This window comes from Nocardiopsis nanhaiensis, from assembly GCF_054778635.1.
In genome coordinates this window covers 50,692-68,864 of record NZ_BAAGZJ010000013.1, presented here as the reverse complement: position 1 = coordinate 68,864, position 18,173 = coordinate 50,692, and the positions used below count along the sequence as shown (strand labels likewise).

General features: G+C 70.8%; 17 protein-coding genes and 1 pseudogene. 12 read left to right on the top strand and 6 right to left on the bottom strand.

The annotated features are described in order from the left end of the window. Window positions 1-48 precede the first annotated feature (48 nt). The gene (locus tag ACYVD1_RS08830) at window positions 49-2,454 is read right to left on the bottom strand and encodes a beta-xylosidase/alpha-l-arabinosidase (protein WP_460770122.1); all 2,406 of its coding nucleotides are present in this window, start codon (window positions 2,452-2,454) and stop codon (window positions 49-51) included. Window positions 2,455-2,772: 318 nt separating this feature from the next. Here ACYVD1_RS08830 and ACYVD1_RS08825 point away from each other — a divergent pair, with 318 nt between their 5' ends. Then, the gene (locus tag ACYVD1_RS08825) at window positions 2,773-3,384 is read left to right on the top strand and encodes a TenA family protein (protein ID WP_460770119.1); all 612 of its coding nucleotides are present in this window, start codon (window positions 2,773-2,775) and stop codon (window positions 3,382-3,384) included. Between the two features lie 86 nt (window positions 3,385-3,470). On the opposite strand, the gene ACYVD1_RS08820 is transcribed toward ACYVD1_RS08825, so the two are convergent. Continuing rightward, complete coding sequence (locus ACYVD1_RS08820; RefSeq protein WP_460770115.1) at window positions 3,471-3,989, bottom strand: SSI family serine proteinase inhibitor; 519 nt, start codon at window positions 3,987-3,989, stop codon at window positions 3,471-3,473. An 82-nt stretch (window positions 3,990-4,071) separates the two neighbouring features. On the opposite strand from ACYVD1_RS08820, the gene ACYVD1_RS08815 reads away from it, so the two are divergent. From ACYVD1_RS08815 to pheA, 7 genes and pseudogenes are all read left to right on the top strand, one after another. Continuing rightward, window positions 4,072-4,404 (top strand): rhodanese-like domain-containing protein, encoded by a 333-nt coding sequence (locus tag ACYVD1_RS08815; protein WP_460747549.1) that lies wholly within the window; start codon window positions 4,072-4,074, stop codon window positions 4,402-4,404. 67 nt (window positions 4,405-4,471) lie between these two features. Continuing rightward, window positions 4,472-6,403 (top strand): PAS domain S-box protein, encoded by a 1,932-nt coding sequence (locus ACYVD1_RS08810; RefSeq protein WP_460770113.1) that lies wholly within the window; start codon window positions 4,472-4,474, stop codon window positions 6,401-6,403. Window positions 6,404-6,629: 226 nt separating this feature from the next. Beyond that, a complete protein-coding gene (locus ACYVD1_RS08805) occupies window positions 6,630-7,226 on the top strand; it encodes an ATP-binding protein (protein WP_460770110.1) in 597 nt (198 codons plus the stop codon). Window positions 7,227-7,409: 183 nt separating this feature from the next. Continuing rightward, entirely contained in the window at window positions 7,410-7,766 is a 357-nt protein-coding gene (locus ACYVD1_RS08800; RefSeq protein WP_460770107.1) for an STAS domain-containing protein, read from the top strand. Window positions 7,767-7,821: 55 nt separating this feature from the next. After that, window positions 7,822-8,620, top strand: a pseudogene (locus ACYVD1_RS08795) (glycosyltransferase family 2 protein). A gap of 42 nt (window positions 8,621-8,662) precedes the next feature. Next, window positions 8,663-9,268, top strand: a complete 606-nt coding sequence (locus ACYVD1_RS08790; protein ID WP_460770104.1) for a DUF4446 family protein — start codon at window positions 8,663-8,665, stop codon at window positions 9,266-9,268. Window positions 9,269-9,278: 10 nt separating this feature from the next. Beyond that, window positions 9,279-10,226, top strand: coding sequence for a prephenate dehydratase (gene pheA, locus ACYVD1_RS08785; RefSeq protein WP_460770100.1), 948 nt, complete (start codon window positions 9,279-9,281; stop codon window positions 10,224-10,226). 92 nt (window positions 10,227-10,318) lie between these two features. Here the strand turns inward: pheA and ACYVD1_RS08780 are convergent, their stop codons facing one another. Then, window positions 10,319-10,492 (bottom strand): hypothetical protein, encoded by a 174-nt coding sequence (locus ACYVD1_RS08780; protein WP_460770098.1) that lies wholly within the window; start codon window positions 10,490-10,492, stop codon window positions 10,319-10,321. Window positions 10,493-10,637: 145 nt separating this feature from the next. Here ACYVD1_RS08780 and serS point away from each other — a divergent pair, with 145 nt between their 5' ends. Then, on the top strand, window positions 10,638-11,939 hold the full coding sequence (gene serS / locus ACYVD1_RS08775) for a serine--tRNA ligase (RefSeq protein ID WP_460770096.1): 1,302 nt from the start codon (window positions 10,638-10,640) through the stop codon (window positions 11,937-11,939). Window positions 11,940-12,070: 131 nt separating this feature from the next. Here the strand turns inward: serS and ACYVD1_RS08770 are convergent, their stop codons facing one another. Further along, entirely contained in the window at window positions 12,071-12,625 is a 555-nt protein-coding gene (locus ACYVD1_RS08770) for a bacterial proteasome activator family protein (protein WP_460770093.1), read from the bottom strand. 32 nt (window positions 12,626-12,657) lie between these two features. Further along, window positions 12,658-13,632: an NAD(P)H-quinone oxidoreductase gene (locus ACYVD1_RS08765; RefSeq protein WP_460770089.1), complete on the bottom strand. Its 975-nt coding sequence runs from the start codon at window positions 13,630-13,632 to the stop codon at window positions 12,658-12,660. A gap of 181 nt (window positions 13,633-13,813) precedes the next feature. Between ACYVD1_RS08765 and ACYVD1_RS08760 the strand changes: the two genes are divergently transcribed. The 3 genes from ACYVD1_RS08760 (at window position 13,814) to ACYVD1_RS08750 (ending at window position 17,723) form a co-directional block, all read left to right on the top strand. Further along, the gene (locus tag ACYVD1_RS08760; RefSeq protein WP_460770087.1) at window positions 13,814-15,592 is read left to right on the top strand and encodes a MinD/ParA family ATP-binding protein; all 1,779 of its coding nucleotides are present in this window, start codon (window positions 13,814-13,816) and stop codon (window positions 15,590-15,592) included. 163 nt (window positions 15,593-15,755) lie between these two features. Then, window positions 15,756-16,673 carry a universal stress protein gene (locus ACYVD1_RS08755; protein ID WP_460770085.1) on the top strand — a complete coding sequence of 306 codons (918 nt, stop codon included), beginning with the start codon at window positions 15,756-15,758 and terminating at the stop codon, window positions 16,671-16,673. Window positions 16,674-16,790: 117 nt separating this feature from the next. Then, window positions 16,791-17,723, top strand: coding sequence for a universal stress protein (locus ACYVD1_RS08750; protein WP_460770082.1), 933 nt, complete (start codon window positions 16,791-16,793; stop codon window positions 17,721-17,723). 130 nt (window positions 17,724-17,853) lie between these two features. On the opposite strand, the gene ACYVD1_RS08745 is transcribed toward ACYVD1_RS08750, so the two are convergent. Further along, the gene (locus ACYVD1_RS08745; protein ID WP_460770078.1) at window positions 17,854-18,165 is read right to left on the bottom strand and encodes a hypothetical protein; all 312 of its coding nucleotides are present in this window, start codon (window positions 18,163-18,165) and stop codon (window positions 17,854-17,856) included. Window positions 18,166-18,173 lie beyond the last annotated feature (8 nt).

Below are 18,173 nucleotides of genomic sequence, written 5' to 3'. Positions count from 1 at the left end.
ACGGGGGTCCTCCTTAGGGCGCGGGACGGGTTCTCTCGGGAGGAGCGGTCAGTCGGCCGCGACGGCCGCTCGGTCGGCCGTGGCGAGCTGGATGTCGCAGGTGAGCGCGCGGGTGTGGTCGACGATGCGTTCGGGTCCGGAGAGCCGTACCGGGAACGTGTGCCGGATGTCCCGGCTGGAGGCCGCCAGCGCCAGGTGGAGCTCGCCCGGTTCGACGATCCGCCGCCCTCCGGGGCCGGTGTAGGCGGCGAGGTCGGCGTGGACGGTGAAGTCGACCGTGCGCGCCTCTCCCGGTCCGAGGTCGATCCGGGCGTAGCCGACGAGACGGCGGACGGGCTGGGACACCCGTGCCACGGGGTCGGTCAGGTAGAGCTGGACCACCTCGGTGCCGGCCACCGTGCCGTTGTTGCGGACGGTGCACCCGACCGTCACGGCCGCGTCGGTGCCCGCGTCCGTCGGGCTGTCCGGAACGAGCAGCCGACCGTCGACCCGCGGCGCCTCCCACGAGAATGAGCTGTAGGACAGGCCGTGCCCGAACGGGTGGCGCGCGGTCGGGTCCACCGAGCTCACCTGGCTGCGGTGGGCGAGTGCCGGGCCCAGGTAGGTGCCCGGCTGGCCGCCGGGTGAGTGGGGGATCGACACGGGAAGGCGTCCGCTGGGGTTCACCCGCCCGGAGAGCACACCCGCGACCGCGGTCCCGCCCTCCTCGCCGGGGAAGAAGGCCTGGACCGTCGCGGCCAGCCGGTCGGCCACCGCGCCGAGGGCGTAGGGGCGTCCGGTGAGGAGTACGGCGACGACGGGGGTGCCGGTCTCCACGAGCGCCTCAAGGAACTGCTGCTGCACGCCCGGGAGGGAGAGGTCGGTCGCGTCGCACCCCTCGCCCGAGGTGCCGCGGCCGAAGAGGTCGGAGCGGTCGCCCAGGACGGCCACGCACACCGACGCGGATCCGGCGGCCGTCAGGGCGTCGGCGAACCCGTCGGTGGAGGCGCCGTCGACCGAGCACCCCGCGGCGTGTTCGACGCGCGTGCGCGGCAGCTCTCCGGTCAGCGCCTCCAGGACGGTGGGGATGTCGACCCCTTGGTCCGTGTCCGGGTGCCGGCGTCCGACGTGCGCGGGGAACGAGTAGCAGCCGAGCATGGCGTCACCGGAGTGCGCGAGCGGTCCCACGACGGCCACGCTCTTGGTGTCGCTGAGGGGCAGGATTCCGTCCGGGTTCTCCAGGAGGACCACCGACTCTTCGGCCAGGCGGCGGGCCAGTGCCCGGTGCTCGGGCGGGTCCAGGTCGATCCGCGCGTCCGGGGTGGAGCCCTCGGGAGACCAACCGGGGTCGAGCAGTCCGAGTTCGCACTTCTGGCGCAGGACCCGCCGTGCGGCGCGGTCGACCGTGGCCTCGGGCAGTCTGCCTGTCCGGACCTCCTCGACGAGCCGGTCCCCGTAGCAGTGCACCGTGGGGAGTTCGACGTCCACGCCGGAGGAGAGGGCGAGTGCCCCGGCGCGGGCGGGGGACTCCGCCACCCCGTGGAGGGCGTGCAGGAAGGCGACCCCGAAGTAGTCGGCGACGACGGTGCCCTCGAACCCCCAGGTCTCGCGCAGTACGCCGGTCAGGAGCCCGGGGTCGGCGGCGGCGGGGAGGCCGTCGTTGTCGTTGTAGGCGTGCATGACCGATCCGGCCCCGCCTTCGCGCAGGGCCATCTCGAACGGGGGGAGCAGCACGTCGGAGAACTCGCGGGGGCCGACGGAGACCGGTGCGAGGTTGCGTCCGGACCGTGAGCTCGAGTACCCGGCGAAGTGCTTGAGGGTGGCCACGATCCCGGAGGACTGGAGGCCGCGGACGTAGGCGGTGCCGACGGTCGCCACCAAGTGGGGGTCCTCGCCGATGGTCTCCTCGACGCGGCCCCACCGGGCGTCCCGGGCGACGTCGAGTACGGGGGCGAGCCCTTGGTGCACGCCGACGCGGCGCATGCTTTCCCCGATCTGGGCGGCCATGCGCTCGACCAGGTCGGGGTCGAAACTCGCGCCCCAGGCGAGGGGCACGGGGTAGATCGTCGCGGTCCAGGCGGCGAAGCCGGCCAGGCATTCCTCGTGGGCGACGGCGGGGATCCGGAACCTGTTGGCCGCCATGATCTCCCGCTGGCTCCGGGCCAGTGACTCGCGCCCGGCCGCGGGGTCGACGGGGACAGTGCCGAAGGGGCGGGTGAGTTGCCCTAGGCCCTGGGCGATGGCCTGGTCCCACTCGGGCGGTTCCTGGGTCAGGTCGTGCTGGTGGGGTGCGACCGGTGCGCCGTTGGAGTCCGCGCTGACCCACAGTCCGTGGAGTTGGGCGACCTTCTCCTCCAGGGTCATCTCGGCGAGGAGCGCGTCGACGCGCCTGTCGTCCGGTGCCGAGGGATCCCGCCAGGCGGGGTCTGTGGCTGCCTGGTCCGCTGTGTCCGGGTTGCCGGTGGAACGGGTCAAGGAGTGTCCTCCTGCGATGGGGGTGGAGACGTCCGGGGCGGTGTGTCGGTGCAGGGTCGCTCGCCGAAAGTTTCGTAAATTTTCGCGAAACATGTTGGCGGTGAATGTACGTTTACAGCCCTGCCGGGTCAACCCCGCCGGAGAGGCAAGTCACACTGTATGAGGGAAAGTGCTGGTAAATGAGGTATAAATCTTCCCGATCGCACCCCTGGATTTTCGGAAAGATAGCTGTTAAGTCACCGGGAAGTTTCGGAGGGTGGGGTGGTCGGTGGTCAGCCGGGCCTTGGGCCGAAACCGTCCGGATGGGACACTCCGGGCGTGGGAATCACTGAACGACTTCACGAGATCGGGCGGCCCCTGGTCGCCGAACAGCTCGCGCACCCGACCGTCGCGGGGATCGCCCGGGGCGACCTCGACGATCGCGCCTTCCGGTACTGGCTCGAGCAGGACCACCTGTACCTGCTCGACTACGCTCGGGCCTTCTCCCGGCTGGCCTGGCAGGCGCCGGACCGGCACCTGGCGGACTTGGTGGGGATCGCGCACAGCACCCTCACCGAGGAACTCGAACTGCACCGCTCCCTGTCCGGGGACTTCGGCGCCGACCTGACCACAAAGGACAAGGGTCAGGCCTGCGAGAACTACACCTCGTGGCTCCTGGACGCGGCGGCCGACTACCGGGACGGGCTCGCCGCCGTCTACCCGTGCATGTGGGGCTACAACTCACTGGGGCTCGAACTGGCCGAGACCAAGCCGGAGGATCCCCGGTACCGGCGCTGGATCGACACCTACGCCGACCCCGGGTTCACCGAACTCACCGAGAAGTACGGCCGGATGCTGGAGGAGGCCGGACCCGATCCGGAGCGGGCCGAGCGCTTCTTCCTGGAGGGCATGCTCCACGAGGTCGCCTTCTGGGACACCCCGTACACCTGATGTGTAGGGCGCCTGGGGAAAGGCAAAAAAAGGGGGCGGACCCGGCGGGTCCGCCCCTCGCACGTTAGGGGTAAGGGGAGTAGGGGCTAGGGGCTGATGACGGAGTTGACCTGGTCGAAGCGGTCGATCTCGCAGCCGTTGCGCTTGTTGAACTCGGTGTCGACCTCGGTGCCCTCCACCTGGCCGGACACGTGCACGACCTCGGGGCCGCCGATCTGCATCGTGCACATCTCGTCTGAGGTGTCCATGGTGAACGGCTCCACGCCGACGTCCTCGATCTCGGCGCAGGCGGCCTCGGGATCGGGGTGGTCGCCGCCGGCGGGGGCGCAGGTCAGGGTCAGCTCGCCCTCTTCGAAGCCCTCCTCGGCCGTCAGGCCGTCGTCCTCGGACAGGGAACGCTCTATCACGAGGTCCACCTCGGCGGACCCGTTCTCGTCGTCGGCTTCTTCTTCGGGGGCGTCGTTCTCGGGGGCTTCGGTCTCGTTCTCGGGTGCCGGCGCGCTCACCTCGTCGGGCTCGTTGCCGCAGGCCGTGATAAGCAGGCCAAGAGCTGCGAGTGCGGCGAGGCGGGTCGGCAGGGCCGTTGCGAAGGTGTGCTTACGCATATTGCTTGGACGCGGGCCCGGAACACGCGGTTCCGCCGGTTCTCACTTTTTTCGAATACACCTGACACAGGGGGTCACCATCATGTTCGGTGGACAGGTCGCTGAGGTTCTCGTCAACGAGGTTCCCGAGGGCGTCTACCTGCTCGACGTCCGGGAGGACGACGAATGGCGGGCGGGCCACGCGCCCGACGCCGTACACATCCCGCTCGGGACCCTGGGCGAGCGCGCGGGCGAGGTCCCCAAGGACCAGAAGGTGTACGTCATCTGCCGCTCGGGCGGGCGTTCCGGCCAGGCGACCATGGCGCTCAACCAGGCCGGTTGGGACGCGGTGAACGTCGCGGGCGGGATGCAGGCCTGGGAGCACGCGGCGCGCGACATGAAGTCCGAGGACGAAGGGGAGCCCAGGGTCATCTGAGGACCGAATCCGGTCGGATTGTGCGAAGCCGCGCCACTCGGAGGCTTTCCAATGGCACTATGACGACGTGAGTTCCGAGCGCGCGCCCCTCAGCGCCGAAGCCGTGCTGGCCTCTTCAGCGGACGCGGTGATCGGTATCGACGACGAGCTCCGAGTGACCGTCTGGAACCCGGCGGCCGAGCGCATGTTCGGCTGGTACGCGGACGAGGTCCTCGGCGGCGAGCTGCCGATCATCCCCCGTGAACTGCGGCCCGAGTACGGCGCGGTGCTCGAACAGGTGCGCGCCGGAACCCCGTTGACGATCTTCACCCGCCGGCTCCGCAAGGACGGCGCCGCCGTCGACGTGCGGCTCAGCACCGGGGGTGTGTACGACGACGAAGGGCGGCACACCGGGTGGGTCCTCGTGCTCTACCCGGGTGACAAGGAGGTCCAGGCCCGCGCCTCCGCCATGGAGCGCGCCCGCCTGGTACGGCGGCTCACCGACGTGGTGGCCGACATCAACGCCGACCTCAGCCTCAAATCGGTCCTGGACCGCATCACCAGCAGCCTGACCGAACTCACCGGGGCTGACGCGGGCGGGTTCGTCCTGCTGAACGAGAACCGTGTCGAGCTCGTCAGCCTCACCCACCTGTCGGAGAGGCTGCACGGGGTGAGCGCGCCGCTGGAGACGAGCCTGTTCGGTGAGCTCCTGCGCAGCGGCAAATCCGTCCTGCTGGCCAACAGCGACACCCGCAGCCTGGAGGACCTGGTCTGGGCCGACCTGCCCGGCCTGCACACCATCGCCCTGTGCGTGTCCAACGTGCACGGCCGCCCCTACGGTGCCCTGTACGCGCTGTACAGCCAGCGCAAGGTCGGGCACGTGGAACTGGAGCTGCTGGAACTCCTCGCCGAGCACGCCGGGGTGGCGATCGGCAACGCCAAGGCCTACGAGGAGCTCAAACTCCAGCGGGCCCGGGAACAGGCGGTCTCGGACTCCAGCGCGGACGGGATCGCCGTACTGGACTCCAGCGGCAAGGTGCGCAAGTGGAACCGGTCCGCCGCGGAGCTGACCGGCTACTCCTCCGAGCAGATGGTGGGGCAGCATCCGCCCTTCCCGATCCCGGCCGCGCACGGCGACCCGGTCAAGCACCGGAACCGGGGCGGCCGCTGGCTGGAGATCCTCATGGCGCGGATCCCCAGCACCGACGAGTGGGTCGTGGACTTCCGTGACATCACCGCCCAGAAGGCCTTGGAGGAGGAACGGGAGTTCTTCCTGGCCAGCACCGGGCACGAGCTGAGGACCCCGGTCACCGTGATCCAGGGGTACGCGGCCCTGCTCTCCCGCAAGGGCGAGCGCCTGGGGGCGGCCGGCCGCCAGGAGGCGAGCGAGATCATCCTGGACCGGGCCCGAGCGCTGGCCAAGCTCGTGGAACGCCTCCGGTTGGGCTCTGACGTGGCCAGCGGCGAGATGACCGTCGACAGGGTGCCCTTCGACCTCGTGGAACTGCTCGGGCAGTCGGTGGCGGCCTTCAGGCCACTGGCCGAGAGTCAGGAACTGGCACTCGATTCCGGTGGAACCATGTGGACGGTCGGGGACCCGCTGGTCACCGGGATGGTCATGGACCAGCTGCTGGAGAACGCCTTGAAGTTCTCCCCCAGCGGCGGCACGGTGCGGGTCGGTGTGGAGGAAGAGGAAGGCGAGGACACCGTCACGATCCACGTCGACGACGAGGGGATCGGGATCGACGAGGGTGATGAGGAGCGGATCTTCGAACGGTTCTTCCAGAGCGGCGAGCGCGGCGACCGGAGGGGTTACAGCGGCCTCGGGATCGGCCTCTACATCGTCCGCCAGCTGGTGCGGGAGCAGGGCGGGGAGGTGACCGCGCAGCGCTTGGCGGACGGTACCCGGATGCGGGTCACCCTGCCCAGGCACCGGGGAGAGGAGCCGGAGCTCGGCCCCGTCGTGTCCGAAACCCCGACGGGCACGGCGAACGCGGAGGTTTCGCCGGCCAAGTCGTAGAACGGACACAGTCCTTCACAGTGGCAACAAAAAACTCTTCTGCCTCCGAATCCCTACCAGTCCGGTGATCCGCGCGTCGGCGGCGGGTTTCGCCACTGTGGATTCACCTCGGGGTGGGTTTCCCCTGCCGGGGATCGGGGCATTTCCACCCCTGGTGGAATTCGCTGGCACACTTCGGGCGGGTTCCGGGCTGACCGAGAAGCACGAACGCGCAGGGAAGAAAGCCGTGTCAGGAGACAACGACGCACACGACGACGGGGCCCCCGGGAACCCGCTGCAGGTCGAGCGGAGCGTCGTGCTTCCCTACGTCCCCGAGAGCGTCACCGGAGCCAGACAGGGATTGTGCGCGGACCTGCGCTCCCTGGAGATCTGCCCCGGCCGGGTCGATGACGCGGCCCTCGTCCTGAGTGAGTTGGTCAGCAACGCCCTCAGACACGCGAGCCCCCTCCCCGAACACACCGTCGGAGTGTCCTGGCGCGTGGAGGTGAACCAGAGCGCTCCTGCTGGAGGCTGGTTGGAGATCGCCGTGCGGGACGGAGGTGCCAGCACCATGCCGAGGGTGGCCCGGCCCTCCCTGTCCGGTCTGGGCGGAAGGGGCCTGGGCATCGTGCAGACGCTGGCGGGGCGCTGGGGTACCGAGATGGACGCGACCACGACCACGGTCTGGGCGGTGCTCGAGCTCGCCGAGGGCGACGTATCCCCCGGACCCGGTGGCGTCGTCACCGACCTGCCCGTCCCCTTCACGGACTCCGGCGGCACTCTCGGGAGCACGGCCGACGCCGTCGGACTCGACCTCCGGTCGCGGGAGAACGAACCCGCCTGACAGCGGGCGAAGGCGTCCGGGCAACCGGCGAAGGCCCTACGGCAACCGGAGAGTGCCCCGGGTCGGTCGGCCAAGCCCCGGGCCGTCTCGTCGCGGGCGGCGGGCACGGATGAACGTGACCGATGTCGCGAAACACCGCCAACGAGGTGGCTTGGCCCTGGTCGGGACGCTACAGTCACGACTGTGGAGTTGAAGATATCAAGCCGATCTCAGGACGACCTCGCGGTGGTAACCGTGGGCGGTGAGATCGACCTGTACACGGCACCCCAGTTGCGCAACGAGCTCGTCGAAACCCTTGAGGAAGGGGTGCGGCGGCTGGTCATCGACATGTCACGGGCGGAGTTCTGTGACTCGACCGGGATCAGCGTCCTGCTCTCCGCGATGAAACGCTCCCGGGACAAGGGCGGTGATCTGGAGCTTGTGGCGCCCAAACCGGCGATCATGAAGGTCCTCCAGGTGACCGGGTTGGACGAGGTCTTCACCATCCACTCCGACGTCGACGCGTTGCCGGTGGCCGCGGGGACCGGCAAAGTCCAGTAGCCGAGTGGCCGAGGCGAGTCGAGGGCCCGACGGGCCGTCGGGCGCGGGGGTCGCCGTGGTGATCCCCGCCAAGAACGAGGCCGAACGCATCGGCCCCACCGTCTCCGCCGCGCGCACACTTCCCGGGGTGGACCTGCTCTTCGTGGTCGACGACGGGTCCACCGACCGCACCGCAGGTGTCGCCACGGACGCTGGGGCCCGGGTTCTGCGGCACCGGCGCAACAAGGGCAAGGGCGCGGCCATGCAGACGGGCGCCGAGGTGGTCCGGCTCATCGAGCAGGACGAGGCGAGGGACGGCCTCGTGCGCGACCCGCGCCACCTCCTCTTCCTCGACGGCGACCTGGGCGCCACGGCCAAGGGTGGCGCACCCCTGGTGGAGCCGGTTCTCGAGGGTTCAGCGGACATGACCATCGCCCTGTTCCCCGCCACCCGTATGCGCTTGGGCGGGCACGGTTTCGTGGTCCGCCTCGCCCGCGACGGTGTCCGCCGGACCACCGGGTGGGAACCCGAGCAGCCGCTCAACGGCCAGCGGTGCCTGACCAGGGCCGCCTTCGACGCCGCCGGCCCCCTCGCCTCCGGGTTCGGCGTGGAGACCGGGCTGACCATCGACGTGCTGCGCGAGGGCTTCCGCGTGGTCGAGGTCGAGGTGCCGATGGAGCACCGGGCCACCGGGACTGACATGCGGGCCCACATGCACCGGACCCACCAGTTCGTGGACGTGGCGCGGGCCCTCGCCGTCCGGCGGCTGAGGCCGACCCTGCGCCGGGCTTGAAGCGGGCATGGTCCACCGTCCCCGCGCCGCCCATCATGATGTCTCGCGAAAAATCGGGCACATTAGTCGCAAAAATCGCTAAGAGCGACCCCATGGGTGCGTTCTGTAGCGATACGCTCGCGCTGTGTTCACTACACTCATGGCTTCCATCGCTCTGCTCGCGGCACTGGGCGGGCTGGCCCTCGGTGTGTACTCGCTGATTCGGACCCGGGAGGTCCGGGGCGACTACCAGGTCCTCGCCCAGCGGGCGCTGGCGGTCAACGCCGCCGGTTCCGACCCGCGTGCCATCCGCGACGTCTCCGTTCTGCACTACGACGCCCTGGAGGAGATGTCGGGCGCGCGCTCCTTCTCCTTGGCCATGCTCAACAGCTGTGGAGACGGTGTGGTCGTCACGTCCATCAACGGGCGGACCGAGACGCGCACCTACGCCAAGGCCGTCGTCCGCGGCGAGGCCGACAGTCTGCTCAGTCCGGAGGAGTACCGCGTGATCCGCTCCGCCCGGCTGGGCGACGGGATCGGGTCCGCGCTGCCCGGACCCGACGGCACCGAACCGGACGGCGAGGCGGCCGACGGCCCGGACCAGGGGCCCGAGGCGATGGTCACAGTGGTCGCCGGGCCGGACCAGAACGAGCCCAACCTAGACCAAGAACAGGACCAGGACGAGCCGAAGCAGGACGAACAGGACAGCGCGCACGCAGACCAGCACGCCCGCCGCGCCGGGGGCGTATAGCCTGAACAGCATGCCCAACCGTTACGCCTACCTCGGCCCCGAGGGCACCTTCACCGAAGCGGCCCTGCACGACCTGCGTCCCGGCGCGGACGACGAGTCCCGCGTCCCGTGCGACGGGGTGGTGTCGGTCTTCGACGCCGTGCGTTCCGGGGCGGTCGACGGCGGGGTCGTCCCGCTGGAGAACTCCGTGGAGGGCGGCGTCACCACCACGATCGCCGAACTCATCAACGGTGAACCCCTCCTCATCACCGGCGAGACCGCCGTCCCGGTCGAGTTCGCGCTGTTCGCGCGGCCCGGCACCGTGCTGGAGGACGTCAAGCGGGTGGCCACCCACCCCCACGCCCTCGCGCAGTGCCGGGGCTGGCTATCGGCCCACCTCCCCGACGCCGACACCCACACCGTCTCCTCCACGGCCGCCGCCGCGCGCGCCGTGTCCGAACCCGGCTCGTCCTACGACGCCGCCATCTGCGCCGTCATCGCGGGGGAGCGCTACGGGCTGCACGCCCTGGCCAACGGGGTGGGCGACCGCTCCGACGCCGCCACCCGGTTCATCTACCTCTCGAAGGCCGGCTCCCTCCCCGAGCCCACCGGCTCCGACCGGACCTCCCTGGTCGCCTTCATCGCCGACGACCACCCCGGTGCGCTCATCGAGGTGCTCAACCAGTTCGCGGTCCGCGGAGTCAACCTCACCCGGCTGGAGTCGCGCCCCACCGGCGACGGACTCGGGAGCTACTGCTTCTGCATCGACGCCGAGGGCCACGTCGCCGAAGCGCGCGTGGGCGAGGCGCTGATGGGTATCCGCCGGGTCTGCCGCGACGTGCGGTTCCTCGGCAGCTATCCGCACCGGGGCCGCCCCACGGAGATCGACCCAGCACTGCGGCCGCGCTCCGCCACCGACGCGGACTTCGCCGAGGCCGAGCTCTGGCTCGCCCGCATCCGCGCCGGCGAGGCCAACTGACCCGGCCCGCCGCGGTCCTTGCCGTCCCCGACGGCGGCCCACTCCCGACGGGCGCCCCTCGGTCCCCCGCGGTCCGCCCCGGCTCCGCGCGGTCAGGCGCCTCCCGAGGGCTCCGCCTCCTCCTCGAACATCCACTCCTCCGCCGCGGCCCGGCGCAGTTCCAGGTACAGCGCCAGCCGCAGCGCCGTGTCCTCCGGGCGCGCGTCGTCGAGTGCCTCCAGGGCTTCGGTGAGCTCCTCGGTGGTCATCTCACCCAGCGGTTTCACGACTACTCCCCACGTTCGGCGTTGCGTCGGGAGGCGCGCCGCCCGACCGGCCCTGTCAGTGGGAAGACGAGGCCGGGGGGCGTTCATGACGTGAGTCTCCGCAAAAGATGCGGGTCCATGCGGGGGCGGACGGTAACCTGCAAGCGTGATCGACCTTCGCGCTCTTCGAGAAGACCCCGACCGACTCCGTGCATCGCAGCGGGCCCGCGGTGAGGACCCCTCCGTGGCCGACCGGCTGCTCGAACTGGACGCCGGCCGCCGTGCCGCGCTGACCCGGTTCGAGACCCTGCGCGCCGAGCAGAAGAGCGTCGGCAAGTCCGTCTCCAAGGCCTCCCCGGAGGAGCGCGAGGAGCTCCTCACCCGGGCCAAGGCGCTCTCCGCCGAGGTCAAGGAGGCCGAGGCCGAAGCGGGCCGGCTCGGCGACGAGTTCGACGCCGCGCTGGCGCGCGTGCCCAACCTCGTCGAGGAGGGTGCGCCCGAGGGCGGCGTCGACGACTTCGTCGTCCTCGAGACCGTCGGTGAGCCCCGCACCTTCGACTTCACCCCGCGCGACCACCTGGAGCTGGGCGAGATGCTCGGCGCCATCGACATGGAGCGCGGCGCCAAGGTCTCCGGGGCGCGGTTCTACTTCCTCACGGGCGTGGGCGCCCAGCTGGAGCTGGCCCTGCTCAACATGGCGATGAACCAGGCCGCCGGGGCCGGGTTCACCCCGATGATCCCGCCGGTCCTGGTCAAGCCCGAGACCATGGAGGGCACCGGGTTCCTCGGTGAGCACTCCGACGAGGTCTACAACCTCCCCGCCGACGACCTCTACCTGGTGGGCACCTCCGAGGTGGCGCTGGCCGGGTACCACGCCGGGGAGATCCTGCCCGCCGACGCGCTGCCCAACCGGTACGTGGGCTGGTCCTCCTGCTTCCGCCGCGAGGCGGGTTCCTACGGCAAGGACACCCGCGGGATCATCCGGGTCCACCAGTTCAACAAGGTGGAGATGTTCGTCTACTCGACGCCGGAGCAGGCGCACGAGGAGCACCAGCGGCTCCTCGCCTGGGAGCGCGAGATGCTCGACAAGCTCGAACTGCCCTACCGCGTGGTGGACATCGCCGGGGGCGACCTCGGTACCAGCGCGGCCCGCAAGTTCGACTGCGAGGCCTGGGTGCCCACCCAGGACACCTACCGTGAGCTCACCTCGACGTCGAACTGCACCGAGTTCCAGGCGCGCCGCCTCAACGTGCGCTACCGGGACGCCGAGGGCAAGCCGCGCTTCGCCGCCACCCTGAACGGCACCCTCGCCACCACCCGCTGGATCGTCGCGATCCTGGAGAACCACCAGCTGGAGGACGGTTCGGTGGTCGTTCCCGAGGCGCTCCGCCCGTACCTGGGCAAGGACGTCCTCGAGCCGGTCCAGGCGCCCAAGGGCGGCAAGGGCGGCAGCGGCCAGAAGCAGTAGGGCCCTCGGAAGCAGTAGGGCCTTCGGCCGGCAGAACCGCCGGCGGGGCAGACCAGCCCGCCCGGACGCGAAAACGGAGCCCGACCCACGCGCGTGGGTCGGGCTCCGTTCCTGTGCGCTGGACCAACCAGTTACAGGTAGGGGCCCGAACTCATGGGCGAGGACCCCTCGGCGCCCTTGCCCTGGCCCTGGCCTCCGTCCTGGAGGTCGGAGAGCCCCGGCGGGAGCGCCTGGCGCATGTTCTCCAGCTGGGCGCGGGCCGCCATCTGCTGCGCGAACAGCGTGGTCTGGATGCCGTGGAAGAGACCCTCCAACCAGCCCACCAGCTGGGCCTGGGCGATCCGCAGCTCGGCGTCGCTGGGCGCCGAACCGTCGGCGAAGGGCAGGGTCAGCCGCTCCAGTTCCTCGATGAGCTCGGGCGCGAGCCCGTCCTCCAGCTCCTTGATCGAGGAGGTGTGGATCTCCTTCAACCGGGTGCGGCTGGCCTCGTCCAGCGGAGCCGCCTTCACCTCGTCCAGCAGCTGCCGGATCATGCTGCCGATCCGCATGACCTTGGCGGGCTGCTCCACCATGTCGGCGAGCGTCCTCGGCTCCCCCGACCCCTCTTCGGCCCCGTCTGCGCCGTGCTCGTCGGCACCCACGACCAAGACCTGGGGCTGCTCCTTCTGGTTGTCTGCGTTGCTCATCGATCCCCTATCCGGCTGTGTTCGGCACGCTGTCAACGGGTGAGAACGATCTTTCCGGTGTGCGCGCTCGACTCCATGACGCGATGCGCCTCCGCCGCGTCCCCCAGGGGTACCGTGCGGTCCACGACGGGGCGGATGGTTCCTTCCTCAACCAACGGCCAAACCTGCTCGAGTACTCCCGAGACGATGGCGGCCTTTTCCGCGGCGGGTCGGGAGCGCAGCGTGGTCGCCTGGACGGAGAGCCGCTTGACCAGCATGCGGCCCAGGTTGATGTCGGACTGGCGTCCGCCCATCAGGCCGATGATCACGAGCCGGCCGTCGGTGTTCAGCGAACGCAGGTTCGCGTCCAGGTAGGAGCCGCCCATGATGTCCAGGATCAGGTCGGCACCGCCCTCGGCGCGCACGCGTTCGGTGAAGTCCTCGTCCCGGTAGTTCACGGTGATCGCGGCGCCCAGCTCACGGCAGCGCTCCAGCTTCTCCTCGCTGCCTGCGGTGACCGCCACGCGCGCGCCCAGGGCACGGGCGAACTGGATGGCGAACGTACCGATCCCGCTGCCGCCTCCGTGCAGCAGGACGGTCTGTCCGGCGCGCAGGCCGCCCACCATGACCAGGTTGGACCACACGGTACAGGCGACCTCGGGTAGGGCGGCGGCCGTCTCCAGGCCGACCCCGGAGGGGACCGGGAGGAGCTGGCCCACGGGCACGGCGACCCGTTCGGCGTAACCCCCGCCGGTCAGCAGGGCGCAGACCCGGTCCCCTACGGACCATCCCGAGCCTTCGGTGCCGGGACCCAGTTCCGCTACGGTTCCCGAGCACTCCAGGCCCGGGTACTCGGAGGCGCCGGGCGGCGGTGGGTAGTTTCCTTGACGTTGGGCCACATCGGCCCGGTTGACGGCGCTGGCTGCCACGTCCACCAGGACCTCGCCCTCTTGGAGGACGGGGTCGGGGACCTCGGACCAGGCGAGGACCTCGGGTCCGCCCGGTTCGGTGATTCGGATCGCGTGCATGTGGCTGACAGTACCCACGGTGGGCGGGCGGGGCTACGTCCCCGGATCGCTCTGTTCAGCAGGCCTTCGATGATGCTTTGCTGTGCTTGTGGGGGTAAGAGAACACTCGAGGGACGATCCCGACACCTCCTCGGGGACGTCCTACCTCCACGAAACGCCCCCTCGACGCAGGAGAGCCCCGGTGGCACAGCACGAACAGAACGGGTCAGGCACTGAGTCGGAGTCGCGGGACCGGGAGTCGATCTGGCGGCCGACGGACGACTCCGAGGAGTTCGGCGAGTCCGCGACCGAGGACACGTCGGGCCCGGCGGCCTCCTCCCCCACCCCCAGGGAACAGTGGTTCGGCGGTTTCGAGGGCGCGGCACCCCCGCCGCCCCCCTACGCACGGCTTCCCGAGGACACACCGCCCCCGTTGCCGGGTACCGCCTTCCAGGGGCCGGCCCCCGACGAGGAAGAGGGAGGCCTGGACGACGAGGACACCCTCGACGACCCCGAGGAGATGCGCAGCAGCACGGTTCGCCTGATGCCGGGGCCCCGAAGCCGCCCTTGGCCGCCGGAGCCGCCGAACTCGCAGCCGTGGCGTGAGGAGCGCCGACCGCAGCGCCCCGCCCGCCCCGGCGGAGAGGACCCGGACCCCTTGGGGCCTCGGAAGCTGCGCAAGGACCCGGAGGTCCCCGAACCCGAGCAGCTGCCGCCGTTGGAGGCCGACCGTGCGGAGCGCACCGAACGCCTGGGCCCGCCGTCTCCCCCGGTCGCACGCTCCGCGCCAGCTCCCGCCGACGAGGACGAGGACACGGACTTCCTCGGATCGCCGAGCCCTTGGAGCAGCGGCCGCCGGGACACCGGTTCCGACGGCACGCTTCCCGCGGAGCGGACCGAACCGCCCGCCGCGTCGAGCCCACCACCCGAGGCGAGCCCGCCCGCCGCCCCGAGCCCGCCGTCGTCCCTGACCGGTCCGCGCGACCCCGGACCCGCCCCCTCGCCGCGGACCGCTACCGGGGCCGCGCCGACCCGTCGACCCGAGCAGGAGCACGGGGAGACCTCCGACTCGCTCAACGCGGCGACCCTGGTCCGCAACCGCCGTCACGGACCGAGCACCGGATGGCGCAAGGCCGTGCACGCCGCCAGCCTCGGACTGATCAACCCGGGCGAGTCCGCGAAGGTGCTGCGCCAGCGCGAGCTCGTGGCCCGGGCCTGCACCCCGGTCGCGCAGGGACACCACCGCGTGGCGGTGCTCAGCCTCAAGGGCGGGGTGGGCAAGACCACCACCACGGTCGCCCTGGGCGCCACCCTGGCCTCCCTGCGCGGTGACCGGGTCCTCGCGGTCGACGCCAACCCGGACCGGGGCACGCTTTCGGACAAGGTGCGCCTGGAGACCGCCGCGACCATCCGGGACCTGCTCAACGAGCGCCACCTGGTGTCGCGCTACGCGGACATCCGCGGGTTCACCTCGCAGGCCCCCAGCCGCCTGGAGATCCTCGCCTCCGACCGGGACCCCGCGGTCTCGGAGGCCTTCAGCGACGCGGACTACCGCGAGGTCGCCCGGATCGTCGAGCACTTCTACTCGATCTGCATCACCGACTGCGGAACGGGCCTGCTGCACGCGGCCATGCGCGGCGTTCTCGGACTCGCCGACCAGGTGGTGCTGGTGAGCTCGGCCTCCGTGGACGGGGCGCGCAGCGCGAGCGCCACCCTCGACTGGTTGGAGGCACACGGGCACGGAAACCTGGTGCAGAGCGCCGTGGTGGTGCTGTCCATGGTGCGCTCCAACAGTAAGAGCAGTGTGGACCTCAACCGGTTGGAGGAGCACTTCTCCGGACGCTGCCGCTCCGTGGTGCGGGTGCCTTGGGACGGACACCTGGAGGAGGGTGCCGAGGTGGACCTGGACCAGCTCGCGCCCGCCACCAAGGACTCCTACCTGCAGCTGGCCGCGGGTGTGGGAGAGGCGTTCGCACGCTAGGGCAAGCAGGGAGGACGGGGAGAGAGTGGCCGAAGGCTTGTGGAAGAGGGTGGTCCGGGGGATCCGAGGAATCCGCGGGAGGGGCCGATTACGCGCGGCACCGTCCGACTCTGGCTTCTCGCCGCCCGATCCCGACAATGGAGGGGAGGGGGAAGGGGAGGACATGAACGCACAGGAACGCCCGCCGACGGTCATCGCGGGGGTGGACGGCTCACCCGCCGCCCGCGCGGCCCTGGCCTGGGCGACGGCGGCGGCAGCGAGGCGCAGCGAGCAGCTCCGGATCGTCCACGGCCTCGGTACGCCGACGGTGACGGGAACCTTCTCCAACACGAAGTCGGGGCGGTACAAGGCCGGCGAGGCGGCCAGGGAGGCCGGGCACGCACTGCTCACCGAGAGCGCCGAGTACGCGCGCGAGGCGCAGCCCGGCCTGGACGTGGCCACGGCGCTGGCCCAGGAGGACGCGCCGGCGGTCCTGCTCAACGAGGCCGGACACCGGGACATCATCGTCGTCGGTTCCCGGGGCCTGGGCGCGGTACGGGCGATCATGCTCGGTTCGGTGAGTGTGCGTGCCTCGTCGCACGCGCCCTGCCCGGTGGTCGTCGTGCCGGAGGGAGAGCGGGGTCGGCACGAGGGGCGGGTGGTCGTCGGCGTGGACGGCTCCGACTCCTCGCGCAGGGCCCTGCGTTTCGCCTTGGAACACGCGCTGGCCACCGACTCCGAGGTGGTGGTCGTCAACAGCTGGGAGGTACCGCTGCCGCAGGATGCGGCGTCGCTGGCGGCCGACGCCCAGTCGCTGCACGAGGAAGTCTTCGACCGCCAGTCCGAGGAGGTCGTCGCCGGTGTGCTGGCCGAAGTGATCGACGACCGGACCGAGAACCTGGACATCAGCGCCGTCCGGATGCAGGCGGACCCCGTCGAGGCCCTGCTGAAGGCCGGGGAGGACGCCGACCTCATCGTGGTGGGTTCCCGCGGGCGCGGCGGTGTCCGGGGCCTGGTGATGGGTTCGGTCAGCCAGGGCGTCCTGCACCACGCGAAGGGCGCGGTCGCCGTGCTGCCACCGCACGCCGACGAGACGGACTGAGGGACCAAGGTCGGGCGGTAAAGGGACCTTTTCTCCCGTGCCGTTGCCGCATGATCCGGCTCTACTCGGTGATGATGGTGGACAGCGCCAAGGGCGAAACGCCCTAAGGGGGAACTTATGGCTAAGAGCAATGAGCGTCCGGCCAAGGTAGTAGTGGGCGCGGACGGGTCCGACCACTCGCGTGCCGCACTGGAGTGGGCCGCGGCCGAGTCGGTGCGCCGGGGGGCTCCGCTCCATGTCGTGTACGCGCTGGGTATGCCGCTGATCGTGTCGGCCTACGGCGGACCTGAACGGTTCCAGCCCACCGACGAGATCTCGGGTCAGGCGACCGAGATCCTGGAGTCCGCCGTCGAGCTGATCCACGAGGCGGAGCCGTCGGTGGACGTCGAGACCTTCACGGCCCTGGAGGAGGCGCCGCTGGCGCTGATCCGGCAGAGCCATCCCGGTGACCTGATCGTGTTGGGTACGCGGGGTATGGGCACGGTGAAGTCGATGCTCGTGGGCTCGGTCAGCGTGCGCGTGTCCGCCCAGGCCCCGTGCCCGGTCGTGGTGGTCCCTTCGGACAACCAGGGCAAACCGGCCACCACCAAGCTCGACCGGATCGTCGTCGGTGTCGACGATTCCCCGACCGCCCGGAGGGCCCTGGGCCTGGCCGTGTCTATGGCGGCGGAGACCGACGCCGACCTCGTGGTGGTCAACAGCTGGGAGGTGCCGTACCCGTACGACCCGATAGCGATGACCGCCGCCGGCTACCAGCCGCAGGACGACGTGTTCGAGATGCAGTCCGAGAAGGTCGTCGCCGAACTCATCGCCGACGTCATGGACGACCAGCGCGAGGACATCAACGTCGAGGTCAGCGTGGTGCGGACCCAGGCCAGCCCGGTAGACGCCCTCCTGGAGGCCGCGAAGGAGGCCGACGCCATCGTCGTGGGCTCCCGGGGCCGGGGCACCGTGCGGGGCCTGCTGCTTGGTTCGGTGAGCCAGGGGGTCCTGCACCGCTCGCACATCCCGGTGGTGGTCCTCCCCAAGCACGCCGACGAGGAGAACTAGCTGCCCGTGCCGAAGGGGCCCGGCCGGGAGGGAGCTCCGGCCGGGCCCCTTCCGCGAGCCCGGTTCAGCCTGCTCCGGTGGCCCACAGCTTTCCGTCAGGGGCGTCGCTGGCGTAGCCGTATATCGGGAGCTAGGAGAGTGTCACATGGCGGGGCGCGCCCGCTGCCCGGGGGTTCCACCCCTCATGCAGAGCTTGTCGGACGGCAGCGGCGACCACGCCCGGTGTGACGGGAGCAACGGGGCCGAGCCCCAGCCAGTTGTCAGGGCGAAGACGACCGGTATCCACCACGAGCACCTGCCCATGGGATTCCGCGAGCTCGACGGCGAAGGTCATGGACGACTGGCCCAGGCCCTGCCCGTATGTCGGTCGGCGGCGTGTACGCCAACGGTAGACCTCGCCGTCCACGGTGATACGCCGGGATCCCCTACGCACCAAGGCCATACATGCAC

Excerpts from the sequence above, each read along its gene's own strand:
- ACYVD1_RS08745 (WP_460770078.1), bottom strand. The coding sequence starts at position 18,165 with ATGGCCTTGGTGCGTAGGGGATCCCGGCGTATCACCGTGGACGGCGAG.
- ACYVD1_RS08770 (WP_460770093.1), bottom strand. The coding sequence starts at position 12,625 with ATGAGCAACGCAGACAACCAGAAGGAGCAGCCCCAGGTCTTGGTCGTG.
- ACYVD1_RS08750 (WP_460770082.1), top strand. The coding sequence starts at position 16,791 with ATGGCTAAGAGCAATGAGCGTCCGGCCAAGGTAGTAGTGGGCGCGGAC.
- pheA (WP_460770100.1), top strand. The coding sequence starts at position 9,279 with ATGCCCAACCGTTACGCCTACCTCGGCCCCGAGGGCACCTTCACCGAA.
- ACYVD1_RS08815 (WP_460747549.1), top strand. The coding sequence starts at position 4,072 with ATGTTCGGTGGACAGGTCGCTGAGGTTCTCGTCAACGAGGTTCCCGAG.
- ACYVD1_RS08765 (WP_460770089.1), bottom strand. The coding sequence starts at position 13,632 with ATGCACGCGATCCGAATCACCGAACCGGGCGGACCCGAGGTCCTCGCC.
- ACYVD1_RS08820 (WP_460770115.1), bottom strand. The coding sequence starts at position 3,989 with ATGCGTAAGCACACCTTCGCAACGGCCCTGCCGACCCGCCTCGCCGCA.
- ACYVD1_RS08755 (WP_460770085.1), top strand. The coding sequence starts at position 15,756 with ATGAACGCACAGGAACGCCCGCCGACGGTCATCGCGGGGGTGGACGGC.